General features: G+C 40.0%; 16 protein-coding genes. 3 read left to right on the top strand and 13 right to left on the bottom strand.

The window, feature by feature from the left end; genetic code table 11:
• Positions 1-76: 76 nt before the first annotated feature.
• Together G558_RS0102040 and G558_RS0102045 are read right to left on the bottom strand one after the other, a co-directional pair.
• Positions 77-1,837: a sigma-54 interaction domain-containing protein gene (locus G558_RS0102040; RefSeq protein ID WP_028828685.1), complete on the bottom strand. Its 1,761-nt coding sequence runs from the start codon at positions 1,835-1,837 to the stop codon at positions 77-79.
• Positions 1,838-1,889: 52 nt separating this feature from the next.
• Complete coding sequence (locus tag G558_RS0102045; RefSeq protein ID WP_036931387.1) at positions 1,890-3,149, bottom strand: L-cysteine desulfidase family protein; 1,260 nt, start codon at positions 3,147-3,149, stop codon at positions 1,890-1,892.
• Positions 3,150-3,464: 315 nt separating this feature from the next.
• Here G558_RS0102045 and relB point away from each other — a divergent pair, with 315 nt between their 5' ends.
• Positions 3,465-3,686, top strand: a complete 222-nt coding sequence (gene relB / locus G558_RS0102050; RefSeq protein ID WP_028828687.1) for a type II toxin-antitoxin system RelB family antitoxin — start codon at positions 3,465-3,467, stop codon at positions 3,684-3,686.
• On the top strand, positions 3,687-3,953 hold the full coding sequence (locus G558_RS0102055; RefSeq protein WP_028828688.1) for a type II toxin-antitoxin system RelE family toxin: 267 nt from the start codon (positions 3,687-3,689) through the stop codon (positions 3,951-3,953).
• A 353-nt stretch (positions 3,954-4,306) separates the two neighbouring features.
• Here the strand turns inward: G558_RS0102055 and G558_RS0102060 are convergent, their stop codons facing one another.
• From G558_RS0102060 to glgB, 8 genes are read right to left on the bottom strand one after another with little or no spacing between them, the layout of a single operon-like run.
• The gene (locus G558_RS0102060) at positions 4,307-5,698 is read right to left on the bottom strand and encodes an aldehyde dehydrogenase (protein WP_028828689.1); all 1,392 of its coding nucleotides are present in this window, start codon (positions 5,696-5,698) and stop codon (positions 4,307-4,309) included.
• An 11-nt stretch (positions 5,699-5,709) separates the two neighbouring features.
• Positions 5,710-6,132 carry a large-conductance mechanosensitive channel protein MscL gene (gene mscL, locus G558_RS0102065; RefSeq protein WP_028828690.1) on the bottom strand — a complete coding sequence of 141 codons (423 nt, stop codon included), beginning with the start codon at positions 6,130-6,132 and terminating at the stop codon, positions 5,710-5,712.
• 31 nt (positions 6,133-6,163) lie between these two features.
• Positions 6,164-8,011 carry a glycoside hydrolase family 13 protein gene (locus tag G558_RS12070; protein WP_051188403.1) on the bottom strand — a complete coding sequence of 616 codons (1,848 nt, stop codon included), beginning with the start codon at positions 8,009-8,011 and terminating at the stop codon, positions 6,164-6,166.
• Complete coding sequence (locus G558_RS0102075) at positions 8,001-10,436, bottom strand: glycogen/starch/alpha-glucan phosphorylase (RefSeq protein ID WP_028828691.1); 2,436 nt, start codon at positions 10,434-10,436, stop codon at positions 8,001-8,003. Before G558_RS0102075 ends, G558_RS12070 begins: the two co-directional genes overlap by 11 nt.
• A 3-nt stretch (positions 10,437-10,439) precedes the next feature.
• Positions 10,440-11,867: a glycogen synthase GlgA gene (glgA, locus tag G558_RS0102080; RefSeq protein WP_028828692.1), complete on the bottom strand. Its 1,428-nt coding sequence runs from the start codon at positions 11,865-11,867 to the stop codon at positions 10,440-10,442.
• A gap of 13 nt (positions 11,868-11,880) precedes the next feature.
• Positions 11,881-12,999, bottom strand: a complete 1,119-nt coding sequence (glgD, locus tag G558_RS0102085; protein ID WP_036931389.1) for a glucose-1-phosphate adenylyltransferase subunit GlgD — start codon at positions 12,997-12,999, stop codon at positions 11,881-11,883.
• Between the two features lies 1 nt (position 13,000).
• Complete coding sequence (locus G558_RS0102090; RefSeq protein ID WP_036931390.1) at positions 13,001-14,236, bottom strand: glucose-1-phosphate adenylyltransferase; 1,236 nt, start codon at positions 14,234-14,236, stop codon at positions 13,001-13,003.
• An 18-nt stretch (positions 14,237-14,254) separates the two neighbouring features.
• Positions 14,255-16,123 (bottom strand): 1,4-alpha-glucan branching protein GlgB, encoded by a 1,869-nt coding sequence (gene glgB, locus G558_RS12075; protein WP_051188404.1) that lies wholly within the window; start codon positions 16,121-16,123, stop codon positions 14,255-14,257.
• A gap of 224 nt (positions 16,124-16,347) precedes the next feature.
• On the opposite strand from glgB, the gene G558_RS0102100 reads away from it, so the two are divergent.
• Positions 16,348-17,199 carry a pyridoxamine kinase gene (locus G558_RS0102100; RefSeq protein WP_028828695.1) on the top strand — a complete coding sequence of 284 codons (852 nt, stop codon included), beginning with the start codon at positions 16,348-16,350 and terminating at the stop codon, positions 17,197-17,199.
• On the opposite strand, the gene lysA is transcribed toward G558_RS0102100, so the two are convergent.
• The 3 genes from lysA to G558_RS0102115 are packed head-to-tail and all read right to left on the bottom strand — an operon-like array spanning position 17,192 to position 20,002.
• The gene (gene lysA, locus G558_RS0102105) at positions 17,192-18,487 is read right to left on the bottom strand and encodes a diaminopimelate decarboxylase (RefSeq protein ID WP_028828696.1); all 1,296 of its coding nucleotides are present in this window, start codon (positions 18,485-18,487) and stop codon (positions 17,192-17,194) included. The two genes, G558_RS0102100 and lysA, sit on opposite strands and share 8 nt — an antisense overlap.
• Positions 18,488-18,512: 25 nt before the next feature.
• Positions 18,513-19,436: a S66 peptidase family protein gene (locus G558_RS0102110; RefSeq protein ID WP_028828697.1), complete on the bottom strand. Its 924-nt coding sequence runs from the start codon at positions 19,434-19,436 to the stop codon at positions 18,513-18,515.
• A 32-nt stretch (positions 19,437-19,468) separates the two neighbouring features.
• Entirely contained in the window at positions 19,469-20,002 is a 534-nt protein-coding gene (locus G558_RS0102115; protein ID WP_028828698.1) for a spore maturation protein, read from the bottom strand.
• Positions 20,003-20,015 lie beyond the last annotated feature (13 nt).

The following is a 20,015-nucleotide window of genomic DNA, read 5'->3' on the forward strand; positions in this document are numbered from 1 at the left end:
ATTTTTACACCTGGAACCTCCTTATTTTTGGGCACGTTATCTTTATATGCCCAATTTATATATTCTTATTATATTCTTAAGTTCTCTTAATTTTCCTATAAAGGGTTGCCCTGCTTATTCCAAGCATGTTGCACATCTCTTCAAATGTCAGGCCATGATTTTCTTTGTAACGCATGGCTTTTTCTATTTCTCTTGTTTCGAGTTCTTCGAGGTTCATTATATTGTCTGAAGGTTGCGAGGCTGCCGATGGATGTTTTCCTGCAGTCTGAAGCTTTGGCGGAAGATCCAGGAGCGATATGAGGCTGTTTTCTGACATGTTGACTGCATATTCTATAGCGTTTTCAAGCTCTCTTATATTTCCCTTCCAGTCATATGCTTTTATTGTCGCAAGTGCTCTGTCATCTATTCCGGTTACCGCTTTACCCAGCTTTTGAGAGAATTTTTCTACGAAGGATCTGGTTATTATTTCTATGTCACCTGTCCGTTCTCTAAGAGGGGGTATGTGCAGCGGGATAACATTGAGTCTGTAATAGAGGTCTTCTCTAAATTCTCTATTTTTTACTTTTTCCTCTAGATTTACGTTGGTGGAGGCGATTATTCTTACGTCTACCTCAATCTGGCGACTTCCTCCGACTCTTGTAACTTTGCCGTCTTGAAGCACTCTGAGCAGCTTTGGCTGAAGGTGAAGTGGCATTTCTGCTATTTCATCGAGCAGGAGGGTTCCTCTGTCTGCAAGTTCGAATTTGCCGGGGTGTCCTCCTCTTGAGGCCCCTGTAAATGCTCCTTCACTATATCCAAAAAGCTCGCTCTCAAAGAGGTTTTCAGGTATGGCGCTGCAGTTTATGGCTATGAAGGGTTCCTTTTTTCTGTCGCTGGCGTAGTGGACTGCTCTTGCAAAAAGCTCTTTTCCGGTTCCGCTTTCTCCTGTTATGAGAAGGGTAGACTTGCTCTGAGAAGCTTTTTTGGCGAGCCTTATGGTGTCTTCCATAACTTTGCTCTTGTATATAATGTTGTCAAAAGGTGTGGCTATGTTGGCGGATATTATGTTTCTTGCGGATTTTATGAGGCCTTGTATCTCTTGTATTATAAAGACTACAGACTCTACTCCGTCTTTACTCTGGAGTATTTTGCTGCTTATTATAGCCCCCGTAACGGCTCCCGATGGATGAGTGTACTCAAATTCTCTGTTTTTAAGTTTTCCCCCAAGCGTAAAGCCTTTTATACTGGTATGATTGATGATTTCTTGAATGTTTCTGAATCTCTGTTCTGAAATCCCCAGTATATTGTCTGCTATGCTATTTGTGTACTTTATGTCACCGATGCTGTCTACAGTAACTACGCCCTTGTCCATTATGTCCATTACTGTCTGGAGCTGGTTTGCCAGTATATTGATTTCGGCTGTCTTTTCTTTTTCAGTGAGGGTAGAGGCTATCATCTGTGACATATTCTGGAGGAAGGTCAGTATGCTGGATTCGTTTTTTAGGAGTTTTTTCTTTTGGTCTGGATCAAAGGCTATGAGTCCGATTACACCTTCTGCCGATGAATTTATAGTTATGGGCGTGACCATCTCTGCACATTCCAGGCAGGTGTCTTTCATTTTGCAGTCACTGCACACCGCTGCTTCTCTGGGGTTTTCGACTATATATGGCCGATTGTCTCTGAGACAGCTCGCAAAAACCCCACTTTGGGATATCTGCTCTCCGATCTGGGACTTGTATTTGCCTGTTCCCGCTATCCTTATAAGATTTTTATCGGTAACCGTAACATCTATCTCTATAACGCTCGATATGGCTTCTGCTATCTGTTGAACGCTCGCTTGTATATCCTTCAGCTCCAAAATTTCCCTCCTGTCCATTGCGGCCTCTGACCCTGCGTAAGCCGTTTCGCTACTATTCGCTTATCATAAGGGTCAGTATTTCTACATCCGTTTCTTTCATTCCTACTTTAGCCATGAGCCCTATGTTTTTTATTGTTTTTTCTATGTCAGTCCCTACCAGGCCTTCTCCTGGAAGATACCTGTTTCCTTCAAGGGCCATATGATAGCCCATGAAGGCTGCATCTACTGAAGATGATATCTTTGCCGCGCAAGATGGTTTTGCTCCATCACATACTATGCCTGAAACGTTAAGAAGTGAATTTGTTATGGTATCTTCTATAACTGAAAGCGGCTGATCATCAAGGTATGCTATTGCAGCCCCCGCCGCACATCCTGCACTCACTGCTCCACAGTATGCGCTCAGTTTTCCTATCCCTGATTTTTGGTGTATTCCAAGCAGATTGCTCAGGGCAAGGGCTCTGTAAAGTTTTTCCTCAGATGCTCCTATGTGCTGCGCATAAAGTATTACTGGGATTGAAACTGTCATTCCCTGGTTTCCACTGCCTGAATTTATTACTACAGGAAGCACGCATCCGCTCATTCTTGCGTCTGAACCTGCTGCCGTATATGCTTTTGCTTTTGTTTTTATCTCATCACAGTCATATTTAAGCAGTGTTCTTCCTACCGCAGTCCCGTATTTGTTTTGAATTCCTTCGTTTGCTATTTCCATATTGCATTTTATCTGTCTGCCCAGAACTGGTTTTACAGCTTCTATGTCTACTGTATTCGCAAATTCGTATATGTTTTTTACGCTTAAATTGGATCTGTCCTGTTTTTTCTGATTTGAAGAGGCTTTGCTGTCTTTTTCAAAAATCGTATTGCCGTCTTTTTTTATGTTTATAATATTGGTATGGCTGTCTGATATAGTTACGGATGCACTTTTGTCACCTTTTACAGCTGTTATTTCTATAAAGAGGTTTTCTACGCCCTTTGCAAGACTTACCTGGCATATTTTTTGCGCAAGCAGTTCTCTTGTCTTTGCAACATGGTCTGGTCTTACTGAGGTAAGTACTTCCAGCTCTTTTGAAGCATCTCCAGCCAGGGCTCCAAGTATGGCACTGGTCTCGATGCCTTTCATGTTCCCTGTTGAAGGAACCGTAACTCCCTTTACATTCTTTATTATATTCCCACTGCAATGAACTATCATGGAGTCTGGCATCTCTCCAAGGACCTCTTTGGCCTTTGCAGCCGCGTAAGCTATTGCTATGGGTTCTGTACAGCCAAGTGCTGGTACAAGTTCTTCTTTAAGTATATCTATAAAATTCTCAAACATAATTAATTCCTCCTCTTATAATATCTATGCATTTAATAATTAACGTGTATTAATTATATATATATATATAATTGCAAGTATCGTGCCAAAGGAATAAAACCTTATACTTCAAGGCTTTGAGCAATGATGCAAAAGGCTTTTGTTTCATTATGAGACACCAATTAGAATGGTCTGCAAGTCCACTGTGTCATAATGAGATTTTATATAGTTATTGTATCATAATGAGACATAAGAAAGCAACCTTGTTATAAGTAGAAAGTATTGACAAAAACCTAATTTTGTAATACAATGTAATACAAGGGAGGTGCTTTTATTATGACAATATCACTAAGATTAAATCCGCAAGATGAAAAGCTAATTAAAACATACGCATCATTGAAGCATCAAAGCGTATCCGAAGTCATCAGAAGAGCTATAATAGAACAAATTGAAGATGAGTTTGATATTAAAGAATATTTTGAAGCCAGGGAAGAGTTCGATAAAGACCCTGTAACATACAGCTTGGAAGAAGTCGAAAAGGAACTGGGGTTTAAATAAATGTACAAAGTAGAATTTTCGAAAAAATCCCTAAAGGAACTAAAAAAAACAGATAAAACAGAGAGTCTCCTTATTCTAGCATGGATACGAAAAAACCTCGAAGGCTGCGACAACCCAAGGCTTAACGCTAAAGCTTTAAAGGGTAATATGGCTAATCTTTGGAGGTACCGTATTGGAAACTACAGGTTAACAGCTGAAATAAATGACGAAAAAGTCATTATACTGATTATTAACATTGGACACAGAAAAGATATTTATACGAATTAACTCGTTGGATAAAAAAAGCAATCTCCCATAAATTGGAGATTGCTTTTTTGGTTTATGATTTCTTAAATTTCGCAAGAATACTGGGATATTTTCCTGATACATCCAGCTTTTTATGTTACCGAATTACCGGAGATTATTATCTGTCTTCTAACGTTTCAGATAATCAAATAGATAATTGGCTACTTGGGTGCAACAAATAAGATATTGCAAGGCTTTGAGCAATTACAAAGATATATCTAGTATCATTTTGATACACATTTGAAGCATATATGTATTTTTATGTATCATAATGAGACATAAATGAAAACATGAAATATCCCGTGAGAAATTTCATGTTTTCATTTTTGTCTTTTTTACTTATACATTATTTTTTTGATAATACCCACTCGTTTTTTGCTAAGAGGAGGGTATTTGAGTTTCAAATCAAACCAAGTTGGACTATGACTAATTGATTTTTCATGGGTAAAGGCATCAAAACTGGATTTTCCGTGGTAATTACCCAGGCCACTGGTTCCTCTGCCTCCAAAGGGAAGGTTTTCATTGGTCAGGTGCATAATCGTATCATTAATGCATCCCCCACCAAAATGAATGCGTCTCAATACTTCCTTTTGAAACTTTTTATCATCTGAAAAAACATAAAGTGCTAAAGGATCAGGATTGCACTCGACAATTTCAATAATATCCTCAATGGATCGAAAGGTTATAACTGGCAAGATGGGTCCAAAAATTTCTTCTTTCATGACGGAACAATCTAAAGACCTTATTTCTAACAACGTTAGATCAATATGATGAGACGCTTCAGTGAATCCACCACCATACACAATTTTTCCATCGTTTAAGTAAGACCTCACACGATTAAAATTTCTGTCATTGATTATCTTGCCAAAATCCATTTGATTCTGTTTTGTACTCCCGTAAAAAAGACTTGCTACCCTTTTAAATTCATCATAAAACTCTTGTTTAATCGATTCATGTACAATCACATAATCTGGTGCAACACAAGTTTGCCCCGCATTTATACCCTTACCAAATACAATTCGCTTAACTGCAAGTTTTAAATTGACATTTTTATCTATAATACAAGGGCTCTTTCCCCCTAATTCCAAAATCACAGGTGTTAGAAATTTGGCGGCGCTCTGCATCACAATGCTCCCAACCTGGGTGCTGCCTGTGAAAAATATCTTGTCAAATCGATGATTCAACAGTTCAGTAGTTTCTTTTATACCTCCTTGTACAACTGCAATATAATTTGGATTAAAGGTCTTGAAAATCATCTCTTCAACCACTTTTGCGGTGTACATTGAAAGTTCAGATGGTTTGATTACTGCCGTGTTGCCACCAGCAATTGCACCAATTAAAGGGGCAATTGCCAATTGAAAGGGATAGTTCCATGGGCCAATAATCAAGGTTGTGCCAAAGGGTTCACGCATGGTATAGGATTTTGCCCCAAAATTGATAAGGGTAGATTTGACTCTTTTTTCTTTATCCCACTTTGACAGATTTTTAAGCATAAAATTGATTTCAGTCAAAGTAATTCCAATTTCTGTCGTAATGACCTCTTGTTCCGATTTTCTTAAATCTTGATAAAGCGCTTTTGTAATTTGAGGTTCAAAATCAAGAATCGCTTGCTTTAAGCGCGTAAGCATAACTTTACGAAAAGCAATTGTTCTTGTTTTGCTTGATTTATAAAAATGCTTTTGACTTTCAATGAGATGGGTAATCGCATGAGCGTTTAATTCTTCCATTGATTTTCCTTTCATTTGTTGTTTTTAAGAAGGTCTCTGATTTCTTCAAGAAGTTTGATGTCTTGTGGAACTGGTTCTGGCTCTGGTGCTTTTTCCGGTTCTTGGACCTTTTTCTTTTTGGCTTTGTTTATAAATTTTATAGCAAGAAATATTGAGAATGCTATTATAATAAAATCCACTATGTTTTTTATAAAACTTCCATAAAGAATGGCTGCTTCGGGAGTCACTATAGTTTCCCCATCCATGACTGCCTGAGACAATACATATTTTAAGGTACTAAAGTCTGTCCCTGCTGTAAAAAAACCTACTACTGGCATTATTATGTCATTTACGAGGGATGTCACTATCTTTCCAAATGCTCCCCCCATTACTACTGCTACTGCAAGGTCAAGCACGTTGCCCTTGAATGCAAAGTCTTTAAATTCTTTCCACATATTTATCTCCTTTTTATATAATACAATATAATTATATAGTATTACCTGTTACCACTATCCCTGCATATTTTCCAAGTTTTATGGTGTGAGAGTCGATTACTTCCACCTTGCCCATCCTGAAAAATGTAAGAATTTTTGTAAATGGGAGTTTTATTATTTTTTCTTCTCCAAGATTTACTCCTGCAAATATTCTATCTGTCTCTCTTTTGTCAGAACCTGGCTCAGGAGCTTTTTCTCTGATGAATATAAATGCTCCCCCGGTGTCCATTACGGTCTTGTATCCATAGGTCCCTATATCTGCTATACGTTTTCTAATGCTCAGCACGTCTTTGTGGTGGTAATATATTCTGTCGTTTTTCTTATCTATATCGAAACATCCTCTGTTGAGGGGGTCTTTGGCCCCGCTCATCCCAATTTCGTCTCCGTAATATATACATGGTATGCCAGGAAGAAATGCCCAAAGTATGACTGAGAGGCAGAGTTTTCGCTTGGCTGTGCGATGTTCATTTTCTGTAAATACGGTCAAAATCCTTGGTGTATCGTGGGTTCCAAGTATATTCATAAGGGAATTAAAGACCTGAGGCGGGTAGTTCTCCTGGAGGGTTTCTACAGCCTGTGACAGGATTGATGCCTCACCTGTTTCCATATAGGCAATTATTGCTTTTTTTAGGGGATAATTCATGACACTGTCCAGCTGATCGCCATGAAAGTATTTTCTTCTTTGTCCGTAGCTTAATTTGTTTGAGGCGTCTTCCCATACTTCTCCCAGTATAACGTTTTCGGGATTTTTTTCCTTTACATGTTTTCTTAGTTCTTCGAGGAATACGTCTGGAACCTCGTCTGCCACATCGAGTCTGAAGCCTGATGCTCCAAGATCCAGCCAGTGATTTATGACTGAATCCGGATTTCTTATCATGAAGTCAATATAGTTATCGTCATCGTCTTTTACTTTTGGAAGGGTATCGATTCCCCACCATGACTCATATTTGTCCGGATAGGTGGTAAAGTTATACCACTTATAGTATTTTGAATCCTTGCTGTTGAAGGCTCCCATTTCTCCTTTTCCATCAGAATTGTCATATCTTCTTTTCTTGTTAAAGTAAATACTGTCGTCTCCTGTGTGATTGAACACTCCATCGAGTATTATCTTTATACCTTTTTGCGATGCCTCCCTGCAAAGATTTTTAAAATCCTCATTTGTTCCAAGCATGGGATCTACATTTTTATAGTCTGAGGTATCATATCTGTGGTTTGAGTAGGCCTCTGTTATGGGGTTAAGGTATATAACGCTAACTCCCAGGTCTGCGAGGTAGTTGAGTTTTTCCTGTATACCTGCAAGATTTCCCCCAAAAAAGTCGTTGTTTTTTACAAAACCGTTTTCATCTTTTTGGTTTGGAATGCCTCCCCAGTCGCTTCTGATTATATAGTCTTTATCTATGGGGGGTGCAATATAGGTGTCACTCTTTGCAAATCTATCAGGAAATATCTGATACATCATCCCCTCGCTCAACCACTTTGGGACTTTAAAGTCTTTTCTGTATACGGTATGCTGAAATTCTCCGCTGTGGTGATTGCACTGGAGCATTCCGCTCATACCGCTGGTAGTAAGCGCCCTTATGTGATAAAAATACAGTCCGGTCTTTTTGGGCATCCACCTGAATTCGTAATAATCCGTACCGTCTTTCATGGAAATCCAGTTTCCTGGAATTTCATCGGTTGCTTTAGTCTCATCATTTATGACGACCAGTGTTGCCTGACACTGGCCAAGAGCTCTTGATATACCTGCTCGAAATGTTATTTCTACCTCTTCTGGGGTAGCTCCAAATGGTGATTTATAAAATTCATCTCTGGAGTTGTACTCTATCGTTTTATTTTCCATTTATCGATTCTATCCCCCATATCCGCTGTGCATATTCGCCTACGCTTCTGTCGGCTGAGAATATTCCTGATTTAGCAATATTTGTCAGAGACATCTGGGTCCATCTTTTGCGATCTTTCCATGTTTCCTGAACGCGTTTTTGGGCTTCCATGTAGGACTTGAAATCTGCCAGCACAAAATACTGGTCAGCGGGTCCTCCGCTGCCGTTGGTTATAAGGTTTGCAATAGCATTGAAGCACTGGCCGTCTATCTCACATGAGAGCTGTTTCATTATCCTGTATATATGCTTGTCATTGACCATGTGGTCATAGGGGCTGTAGCTGTGTGAGTCTCTTAGCTTTTGTACTTCATCTTCTCTCATGCCAAAGAGGAACATGTTCTCGTCGCCAACCTGCTGATTTATCTCTATGTTGGCTCCGTCATAGGTGCCTATGGTAAGGGCCCCGTTGATCATAAGTTTCATATTTCCTGTCCCTGAGGCTTCTTTTCCTGCCAGAGATATCTGCTCCGAAATATCTGCTGCGGGCATTATGAGCTCTGCAAGGGACACTGAGTAGTTCTCAAGAAACACTATTTTTATCCTGTCTCTTGCTTCTGGGTCTGAGTTTATCTTGTTGGCCAGATGGCATGCAAACCTTATTATCTCTTTTGCGGCCTGGTAGCCTGCTGCCGCTTTTCCTGCAAATATAAAGGTTCTTGGCTCAATGTCAAAGTCAGGCTCGGTCTTTATTCTGTCATAGATGTATATTATGTGGAAAAGATTTAGAAGTTGTCTCTTGTACTCATGGATACGCTTTACCTGGACGTCAAATATGGAATCTGGATCTACCTTTATAGCATTGGTCTGCCATATCTTGTCTGCCAGTTTTATCTTGTTATCTCTTTTTATCTGATGAAGCTGAGTCAGGACGTTTTCGTCTTCTTTGAATTTCATAAGTTTTTCAAGATTTGTGGCGTCTTTTTTGAATTCAGGTCCTATAAGGTCTTCTATTAGCTCGCTAAGTCTCGGATTGGCCTGACAGAGCCAGCGTCTGTAGGCTATGCCGTTTGTAACATTTGTGAATTTTGAAGGTGTCTCCTTGTTGAATCCATCAAATATATCTTTTTTTATTATCTCACTGTGAAGAGCTGAAACCCCGTTTACCGTATGGGCTGCTGCTGCACAAAGGTTGGCCATCCTCACCTGTCCGTCATATATTATGGCATTTTTTCTTATCATATCTTGATCATATGGATATTTTATGGTCAGTTCCAGAGTCAGCCTTCTGTTTATCTCTGCTATTATGGAATAAATTCTTGGCTGTATCTCTCTTATAATGCTCTCTGCCCATTTTTCGAGGGCTTCGGGCATTACTGTATGGTTGGTGTATGATACAGTCCTTGTAACTATGTCCCAGGCATCTTCCCATTCCAGGCGGTGGTCGTCTATGAGTATTCTCATAAGTTCTGGTATTGCAAGAGCTGGATGGGTGTCATTTATGTGTATGGCTACCTTGTCTGGGAAGGTTTTAAGGTCTTTGAAGGTGCGCATATGTCTTTTTACTATGGTCTGTATGCCTGCTGATGTAAAAAAGTACTGCTGGGTAAGCCTAAGCATTTTCCCTTCCTGATGGGCGTCTTCTGGGTAGAGTATCTTGGATATTATCTCTGCCATATGCTTTTCTTCCATGGCTTTGAGATATTTTCCCTGGGCAAAGAGCTCCATATCTATGCTTACAGGCGACGTTGCTCTGTAAAGCCTGAGGGTGTTTACTACCTTGCTGTCGTAGCCTGTAATGTAATAGTCGTTTGGAATTGCAATTACTGTATGATAGTTTTTATGGTTGATTCTCAGCTTCCCATTTTCCCAGTACTCCTCGAGAGATCCTCCAAATTGCACATTCTCTGACTCGTCTTCTTTTTCAAGCAGCCAGGCCTCGCCAAGGTCTTGCCAGTCATCTGCTTTTTCTACCTGATTACAATTTTCTATGGCTTGCTTGAAAATCCCGTATTCGTAGCATATGGACATTCCGTGTCCGGCCATGCCCTGGGATGCTATGGAGTCAAGGTAACAAGATGCAAGTCTTCCCAGACCCCCATTTCCAAGTCCCGCATCGGGGTCTATGGCGTAGAGGTCTTCGAGTTTTTTCCCAAAGTTTGCCAAGGATCTGGACATTACGTCTTCGAGGTGAAGATTGAAAAGGTTGTTTCTTAGTGATGTTCCTGGAAGAAATTCCATGGAAAGGTAGTATACCTGTTTTTCCTGATGAGAATTTACTATGTCGTGATTTTCCAGCCAAAGCTCTGACATAATGTCTCTTATAACACTGCAGGTCGCCTTGTAGTATTGGTGCATGGTTGCATTATGGGGCTCACGGGCAAAGTATCGCATGAGCTTTCCTTCTATCAAATCTGAAATCTGTCTGGATGTATAATTAAGTCTCATTTACTACTCCTGTTCTAATTCTTTGTAAAGATTTATATATTCTGCTACCGGACTCTTCCAGGAAAAATCTTTTTTCATGGCGTTTTTTGTCAGGGTCTTCCACATTTGAGGGTCTGAATATATGTCCATTGCACGCCTTATTGCGTCCAGCATATCGTATGCATCAAAACTCATGAAGGTTATTCCATTTCCTGTTCCTGTGACTGGATTAAATGGAGCTATACTGTCTTTTAATCCTCCTGCTTCTCTTACTATTGGCACTGTCCCATACCTTGATGCTATCATCTGCGAAAGCCCGCAAGGTTCGCTCTTTGATGGCATAAGAAACAAGTCTGAAGATGCATATATCTTGTGCGCCATCTCAGCTGAAAAAAAGTTAAGCATGGCTGATCTGCCTCTGTAATCTCCTGCCTTGGAGGCGAAGAAATGCTCGTAGCTTGAGTCTCCTGTGCCTAGTATAACCAGTTGGACTCCAAGAGCCATTATTTCATCATAGACTCTTTGCACAAGATCTACTCCTTTGTGAGAAACTAGTCTTGTCACCATGGAAATCAGGGGTATAGCCGCGTTTACTTCAAATCCCAGCTCTTTTTGAAGGGCTTCTTTATTTTTATATTTTCCTTGCATCTTGTCAAGGCTGAACCTGAATGGAAGATATTTATCTTTTTCGGGATCGTATTCAGATGTATCTATACCATTTATTATGCCCCTTAGTTTGAAAGAGTATTCTGCGACTGTCCTGTGAAGGCCTGATGCAAAAAACGGATCTTTCAGCTCCATTGCGTAGCTGGTACTTACGGTTGTAATCCTGTCGCTGGTTTTTATGGCTCCCTTCATCAGGTTTACAGAGTCTCCGTCTTTGATCAGTTGTTCTTCTTCATATGAAAGTCCCAATATATCGCCTGTTATATAGGGATTAAATTTTCCCTGATATTCTATGTTGTGTATGCTAAATACTGTTTTTACAGCGGCAAGTGCTTTGTCTTGAGCGTATAGGGTCTTTAGATATATGGGAATAAGGGCTGTCTGCCAGTCACTGCAGTGTATTATGTCTGTTCTTTTTTCTATATGTTTTACTGATTCTATTGCTGCCTTGGAAAAAAATGCAAATCTCTCTCCATCATCATAATGACCATAATATCCTTCTCTGAAAAAGTAATATTCATTGTCTATGAAGTAATAATCAATATTGTTTTCTTTTATGGTAAATAGGCCGCAGTACTGATTTCTCCATGAAAGCTGGACCTTAAATTCATCTACAAGTTTTAATCTGGAGGCGTATTTTTCCTTTATGGACTTGTAGAGTGGTATCATGATACTGACATTTATTCCCCTCTTTTTAAGCTCTGAAGGAAGTGTACCTATTACGTCTCCCAGGCCTCCACTCTTTGCAAAGGGATTTGCTTCGGAACTTACAAACATTATATTCATATTATCTCCACCTTTAAATTATGCTTCCTTTTTTGATTACCACAGGAAATGTTATATGACCTGATATCTGGCTTGAGTTTCTGACTATGACGTCCTTGTCTATTATAACATAGTCAAGTTCTGCATTCTCAAGTATCGAGGTGTACTCCATTACTATACTGTCCTTTATGACTGAGCCTTTGCCTATACGTACTCCTCTTGATATTATGCAGTTTTCTACTGTGCCTTCTATTACGCATCCATCTGCTATTATAGAATTTTTGACGCTTGCATGAGGGCCATATTCTACGGGCACGCTGTCTTTGACTTTTGTGTATATTGTATTTTTAAATACCTGCTCTCTTATCTCAGGATTGAGCAGACTGATGTTGGCCTGCATATAGTTGGTCACTGAATTAAGAAGCATGAGGCGGCCTGTGTATTCATAGCCCATTATTTTGAGGGTGTTTATCTGTTTTCTCAAAAGACCGGTGTAGATGTCGTATCTTCCATAAGACATGGCATCTGCAACGAGCGCTTCGAGAAGGGATTTTTTCATCATAAATACGCCTATCCCCAGATTTACGGGATTTACGCAGGATTCGTCTTTGTTAAGATATATATCTGTCAGCCTGTTTTCATGATCAAATGTGCAAAGTGGCGATCCAAGAGGTATGTTCTCACAACTTTGTGCGTCCCTGTTGTAGGCCATTGTTATGTCGGCTCCTGTAGATTTGTGATAGGCCATCATAGCCTTGTAATCTATGCTGTAGATCAGGCTGCTTGATGCTATTATAACGTATTCTGCTATTGCACTTTTTATACTCTTCATATGGCATGAAAGGGCGTCTACCTTGCCTCTGTATATACCGCTTGAGCCTGCGCTTCCAAAGGGAGTCAACATGGTGATTCCCCCTCGCTTTCTGTCAAGGTCCCACTCTGTGCCTATGCCTATGTGGTCTATAAGTGAGTTATAGCTGTCTTTGGTTATAAGTGATATATTAAATATCCCTGAATTTACGAAATTTGACATAGCAAAGTCTACGAGTCTATATCTTCCGCCAAATGAAACAGAAGCCATGGTTCTTTCGTCGCTTATTTCTCTAAGATTTGCAAATTCTGAGTATGTGAATATAATTCCAAGTGTATTCATCTTATACCTCCACTTTTTCTGTATCTTTGTCGGTATCTTTGTCTACCATGAATCCCGCGGATATACGAACCCCTTGACCTATCTTGATTTCTTGTCCTATTACTGTTATCAAGGGTGTTTTTTCCGGGTTTTCAATATCTCTACAATCACCTATTTTAGCATTTTTGCCTATTATAGATTCTTCCCCTATTATTGCATATTCTACTACTGCTCCATCTTGTATATCTGCACCGGGCATTATTATAGAGTTATATATTATCGCTCCTTTTCCCACTTTTACAGATTGAGAAATTATGCTTTTTATGACCTGTCCTTCTATGACGCAACCTTCTGTTATGAAAGAGGTCTTTATGTCAGCTTCTTTCCCTATATACTGAGGGGGCTTTACTGGGTTTTTTGAGTATATTTTCCATGGTGGATCGTAAAGACTTATGGACATGTCTGGATCCAAAAGATCCATGTTGGCCTCCCAGAGCGACTCTATAGTTCCCACGTCTTTCCAGTACCCGCTAAATTTGTAGGCGTAGAGGTTTTCTCCGCCTTTTATCATGGCTGGAATTATGTTCTTTCCAAAGTCATTTTCTGATTCTGGATTTCCCTCGTCTTTTATAAGGTAATCTCTCAGTTTATCCCATGTAAATATATAGACTCCCATGGATGCAAGATTGCTCTTTGGATGTTCTGGTTTTTCTTCAAACTCATATATCTTTTCATTTTCATCACAGCTCATTACTCCAAATCTGCTGGCTTCTTCATAGGGCACTTGTATAACTGATATGGTGCAGTCCGCTCCCTTGGCCTTGTGATGACTGAGCATGAGATCATAGTTCATCTTGTATACGTGGTCTCCTGAAAGAATAAGTACATAATCCGGATGCGAAGCTTCTATGAAGTGCATGTTCTGATATATGGCGTTGGCTGTACCAGTGTACCACTCTCCTCGCTTTCCTTTTACATATGGCTGCAGTATACTGACTCCTCCGTTTTGGCGGTCAAGGTCCCAGGGCTGGCCATTTCCTATATATGCATTGAGTTCAAGCGGCATATACTGGGTCAGCACTCCCACCGTGTCTATTTCTGAGTTGGTACAGTTTGAGAGAGTAAAGTCTATTATCCGGTATTTACCTCCAAATGGCACGGCGGGTTTTGCTATTTTCTGGGTAAGTACTCCCAGTCTGCTTCCCTGGCCCCCTGCAAGTATCATTGCTATCATGGTCTTTTTTCTTGTTTCCAGCATTTTGTCGTCCCCCTTATTTTATGATATTTTTAAAAATACGGTTGAAAGAGGCGGAATATCAACACTTATGAATATTCCGTTTTCATCTTTTACTGCCTGGGTATGAGGAATATGGTTTCCTTCTCCTCCATAGCTGATGTCATCACTGCTCATCATTTCTTTATATATTCCCATTTTAGGAACCATTATGCTATAATTTGTTCTTTTTACTGGTGCAAAATTACAAATCACTATTATTTCTTCTAATTTCGTGTTTATTCTGGAAAATATTATTATATTTTGCTCATAGTCGTTAGCGTTTATCCATCTGAATCCGTCCCAGCTCTCTTCAACTTCCCATAGCTCTGAATTTTTGAGATAAAAGTGGTTGAGATCTGCAACGTATTTTTGCATATTGGCGTGGGCGGGGTATTCAAGCACGTTCCAGTCCAGTTCCCCGGCATAATCCCACTCGGAAAACTGGGCAAATTCTCCTCCCATAAAGAGGAGTTTTTTCCCCGGGTGAGCTGTCATATATCCGTAACAGGCTCTGAGATTTGCAAATTTGTTATTGTAAGTGCCTGGCATCTTGTTTATCATAGAACCCTTCATGTGCACTACTTCATCATGTGAAAGAGGTAGCACAAAGTTTTCGGAGTATATATAGGTCATGGAAAATGTCAGAGCATTGTGTCTGTATTTTCTGTACATAGGATCGTATTTCATGTATTCCAAGGTGTCATTCATCCAGCCCATGTTCCATTTAAAGTTGAATCCCAGCCCCCCTAAATAAGGCGGTTTGGTTACCATGGGCCATGAGGTTGATTCTTCTGCTATCATAAGCGCTCCGGGATAGTTTGTCAGCACAGACCTGTTCAGGTCTTTGAAAAATTCAACTGCTTCGAGATTTTCTCTTCCCCCGTGAATATTTGGAGTCCACTGGCCTTTTTCTCTTCCATAGTCCAGATATAGCATGGATGCCACCGCATCTACCCTTAGTCCGTCTATGTGGTATTTTTCAAACCAGTACATGGCGTTTGATATAAGAAAGCTCTTTACTTCATTCCTGCCCCAGTCAAATACCATGGTCCCCCATTCTTTTTGTTCGTTTTTGAAGGGGTCGCTGTATTCGTAACAGGGAGATCCGTCAAAATTGATCAGCCCAAAAGCGTCTTTGGGGAAATGTCCAGGAACCCAGTCCAGTATTACTCCTATCCCATTTTGGTGACACATATCTACCAGTTTCATAAAATCCTTTGGAGTTCCAAATCTGGATGTGGGTGCATAATAGCCTGTGACCTGGTATCCCCACGATCCGTCAAAAGGGTGTTCTGCAATAGCCATGAGTTCTATATGTGTGTAGCCCATAGTCTTTACATAGGGTATGAGCTCCTGGGCAAGCTTTATATAGTCAAAGGTATTCTTATCTTCGTATCTCCTCCATGAGCCTGGGTGAACTTCGTATATGTTCATAGGTTCCTTGTATGGATTTAAATTTTTTCTGTAGGTCATCCAATTTTTATCAGACCACTGGTAGCCTGAAATATCGTAGGTTCTAGATGAGCTGGCGGGCGGAGTTTCCGCATGAAATTCATAGGGATCGCTTTTTTCGTGAAGCTTTCCGCTGGCATCTTCGAGAATATATCTGTACATATCAAGGTCTTTTACGTCTTCTATAAAGAGCTCCCATATTCCCTGACCACTGATTTTTTTCATGGAATTGACTCTGGCTTTCCATTTACAGAATTCGCCTGTGACGTATACGTTTACAGCATTTGGTGCCCATGTCCTGAATATGTATCCCCTTTTTTTCCCTTTTATATGCGGATGCGCACCAAGAAGCTCGTAGGCCTGCTCTGATGTCCCCTGATGAAAGAGGTATATGGGAAGTTCTAGTGTGTTTTTCATGTCATCCTCCCTGTTTGTGGATTTTTGATTTTTGGGTTTTTGATTTTTTGAATTTTCAATCTTTTATTTAATATTATATTACAATTGATGGTTTTTTACTACCTTATTAATATCAATATCTTATGATACTTCGCTTCTGTACTTTGTATTTTTGTGCAAACTGTCACTTTTGCAGATAACAGTTTGCTGATATAATTGAAGTATGTAAAGAATTGGAGGCAATAATGAAAATACAAAAAAGAATCGCAGCAGTACATGATATATCGTGTGTTGGAAGATGTTCTCTCACGGTAGCTCTGCCTGTACTTTCTGCTGCGGGTTTTGATACAAGTATTCTTCCCACTGCGGTGCTTTCTACCCACACGGGAGGTTTTGATGGTTTTACCTATCGCGATCTGACCTTGGATATAGAGCCTATAGCCAATCATTGGAAGTCTCTGGGCCTAAAGTTTGATGCTTTTTACAGCGGATTTTTGGGTTCTTATGACCAGATCGAAATTGTGAGCAATCTTTTTGAATCTTTTAGAGATTCAGATACTATTATACTTGTCGATCCTGTTATGGCTGACCAGGGAGAGATGTATAGCGTCTATTCAAAGAGTATGGCAACTGGCATGAAAAAACTGTGCGAAAAGGCGGATATAATAGTCCCAAACCTGACTGAAGCTGCTTTTTTGCTCGAGGAAGAATATATAGGAAATAACTATGACAAAAAATATATAGAAGATATGCTTGTGAGATTGTCCAATCTGGGTCCTGATAAGGTTGTACTCACAGGGATTTCTTATGATGATAAAAGCCTTGGAGCTGTATGCTATGACAAGACTACAGGAAGCATAGATTATGCCTTCAACGAAAAAAATCCCGCAATATTTCACGGGACTGGGGATATATTTGCAAGCAGCCTCCTGGCTGGCATTATGCACAACTTTTCTCTAGCTGAAGCTGCTCAGATAGCTGTGGATTACACTTACGAATGTATCAAGCTGACAGAGAGCATGAATCAGGAAAGAAGATACGGTGTATGTTTTGAAATGGCTATACCTTATCTTATAAAAAGGCTGGGGCTTATCTAAGTGATTCTGGGATTATCTCATTCTGTATCATATCATCAAAGCTCTGCCTTTTTACTATAAGCTCGCTTCTTCCTTCTTTTACTAGTACTACGGCAGGAATTGGATTCTTGTTGTAGTTGGAAGCCATGGAGTAACCGTATGCTCCCGTTGAAAATACTGCGAAGATATCTCCTGCTTGTGGATTTGCAATGTCTATATCTCTTATGAGTATATCTCCGGACTCGCAGCATTTTCCGCATATTGTTACTTTTTCTGTCTTCTCTTGATCAGCCTTATTTGCAATCACGCCATCATAGACTGCCTGGTAGAGGGCTGGTCTTATATTGTCTGTCATGCCTCCATCTACCGATACATACTTTCTTATGTCCTTTATTTCTTTTATGCTTCCTATAGTATATAGGCTTATTCCAGCTTCTGCTACTATACTCCTACCCGGCTCTATTACTATCTCCGGCCTTTTAATTCCCAGTTTTTTGAAGTATGATTCTATCATTTCCATTGCTGGGTCGAGGAAGTATGAGAATGACTTCCTGTCCTCGTTTGTATATTTAACGCCAAATCCGCCTCCTATATTGAGCTCCTTTATGTCATAGTCAAATCTTCGCTTTACTTCGCCCGTATGCTCAAGGATAGTCTCCACAGCCTGAAGATGCGAAGAGTTGTCATGGAGCTGTGATCCCACATGGAAATGAAATCCCAGGAAGTTTATATATTCTGACTCTATGGCTTTTTTGATCTGAGGGTAAAGCACATCTTCGTCAAGAGGTATCCCAAATTTGGAGTCTTTTTTGCCTGTAACTATATAGTCATGGGAATCCGATTTTACTCCAGGCGTTATCCTGAAGAGTATGCTGGCCGTCTTTCCTTTTTCCTTGCATATAGCTTCTATGAGGTCCGTCTCACATAGACCGTCTACTATAAATCTCCCTATCCCATAGCCCAGAGCCATCTCTATCTCATATGGCAGTTTGTTGTTGCCGTTGAATTCTATCATCTCAGGTGGAAAGCCTGCTTTTATTGCTGTATAGAGCTCTCCTGCTGAAACTACGTCAATACATATGCCTTCTCTTTGACAGAGCCTGAACATGGCCATTGTGCCAAATGCCTTTGCCGCATATGCGACTCTGGTATTTTCATATTTCTGTGTAAACCCTTCCCTCAGCTCTCTAAATCTGCTTACTATATCTGTCTCAGAAAGTACATAAAGAGGCGTTCCATACTTCTTTGCAAGCTCAACCGTACTGCATCCGTCGAAATACAGCTCTGAGTTTTTTATCTGTCTGATCATTATTTTTTCTCCAATCTTGTACAATTTATCTTTCTGGGGCTTCAAATACTAATGTCTTTTTGAAGGTATCCATTGTGCAGACCCCTCCAAGCGGAAGTGTCATCATTGGATGGTCGTGCCCTGATTGAATGTTGTACATTACTGGCACGTCTATGCCTCTCATTGCGTCTGCAAAGCATTCAATTTCTGTATATTCGGGAACTTCATCATTTGAACATTCTGTAAACTGTCCAAGAATTATACCTGCGCAATCTTTTAATTTTCCAGAATTTAGAAGCTGATACGCCATACGGTCTATTCTGCTGATAGTTTCGCCCACATCTTCTATAAATAATATCTTACCTTTTGTGTTTATTTCATACTCGGTTCCCATAGAAGAACACAGGATTGCAAGATTTCCACCTGTAATTTCTCCTGTTGCTTTTCCTTCTTTGAGAACTTTTATATCTTGCCCTTGGGGATTTTTAAATTCGTATTTTTCTTCTGCATTGAGAGTTTTGAAAAAACTTTCTTTTGTCAGATTATCAAATTCGTCTACCATGTTTGAAGATACCATTGGTCCATGAAATGTAACAAAATTGCAGCTTTGGTTTATCGCCAGGTGCATGCTGGTAACATCGCTGTAACCCACGAATATCTTAGGATTGTTTTTTATAGTTTCCAAATCCAGATACTCCATGGCTCGGTTTCCCGCGTAGCCTCCTCTTATGCAAAATATTGCATCTACCTCAGGGTCTGCAAACATAGAGTTTATCCACTTTGCTCTGACTTCTCCATCGCCTGCCATAAATCCTGCATAGTTTTGAGTGAGATTGTCTGCTGTCCTTACTTTATAGCCCTGACTCTCCACGGCACTTATGCATTTTTCCATTCTTTCAGATGAAATTGGTGAACTTGGGGCTATAAGGCCAACGGTTGCTCCCACTTCAAGTTTTTTTGGATATCTCATTTTTGCTCCTTCTTTTTCTTTCTGTTATCCTTTTAGAACCACATTATGTTAACTATAAGCGTCGCTGCAATAAGAGATGCTACGTCACCGATAAGTCCTGCAGCCACTGAGTGTCTTACATTTGTTATGCCTACGCATCCAAAATATACCGCAATTATGTAGAATGTAGTCTCTGTTGAACCCATTGCTACAGATGCTATTCTTCCTATCTGAGTCTGTGTTCCATAGGCAGTAAGAAGGTCTCCTGTCATTCCTACGGCTCCTCCACCTGAGAATGATCTCATTATTCCCATAGGAAGCACTTCTCCCGGCATTCCTATAAGACTTGTAAGTGGATTGATTATGCTAACCAGCCAGTCCATAGCTCCTGAAGCCCTAAACATTCCAATAGCGCAAAGCATTGCTACAAGATAAGGAATTATCATTACCGCTGTAGAAAGACCATCTTTAGCTCCTTCTGTAAATACTGAATATACCTTTACTCCCTTGATGATTGCATAAAGTGGAATAAAAAGAAGTACCAGTGGTATTGCATATGTTGAAATTGTATTTAATACTGCTGTCATTTGCTTGTCCTCC

The sequence above is a fragment of the Proteocatella sphenisci DSM 23131 genome, assembly GCF_000423525.1.
Classification (GTDB): Bacteria; Bacillota; Clostridia; order Peptostreptococcales; family Filifactoraceae; genus Proteocatella; species Proteocatella sphenisci.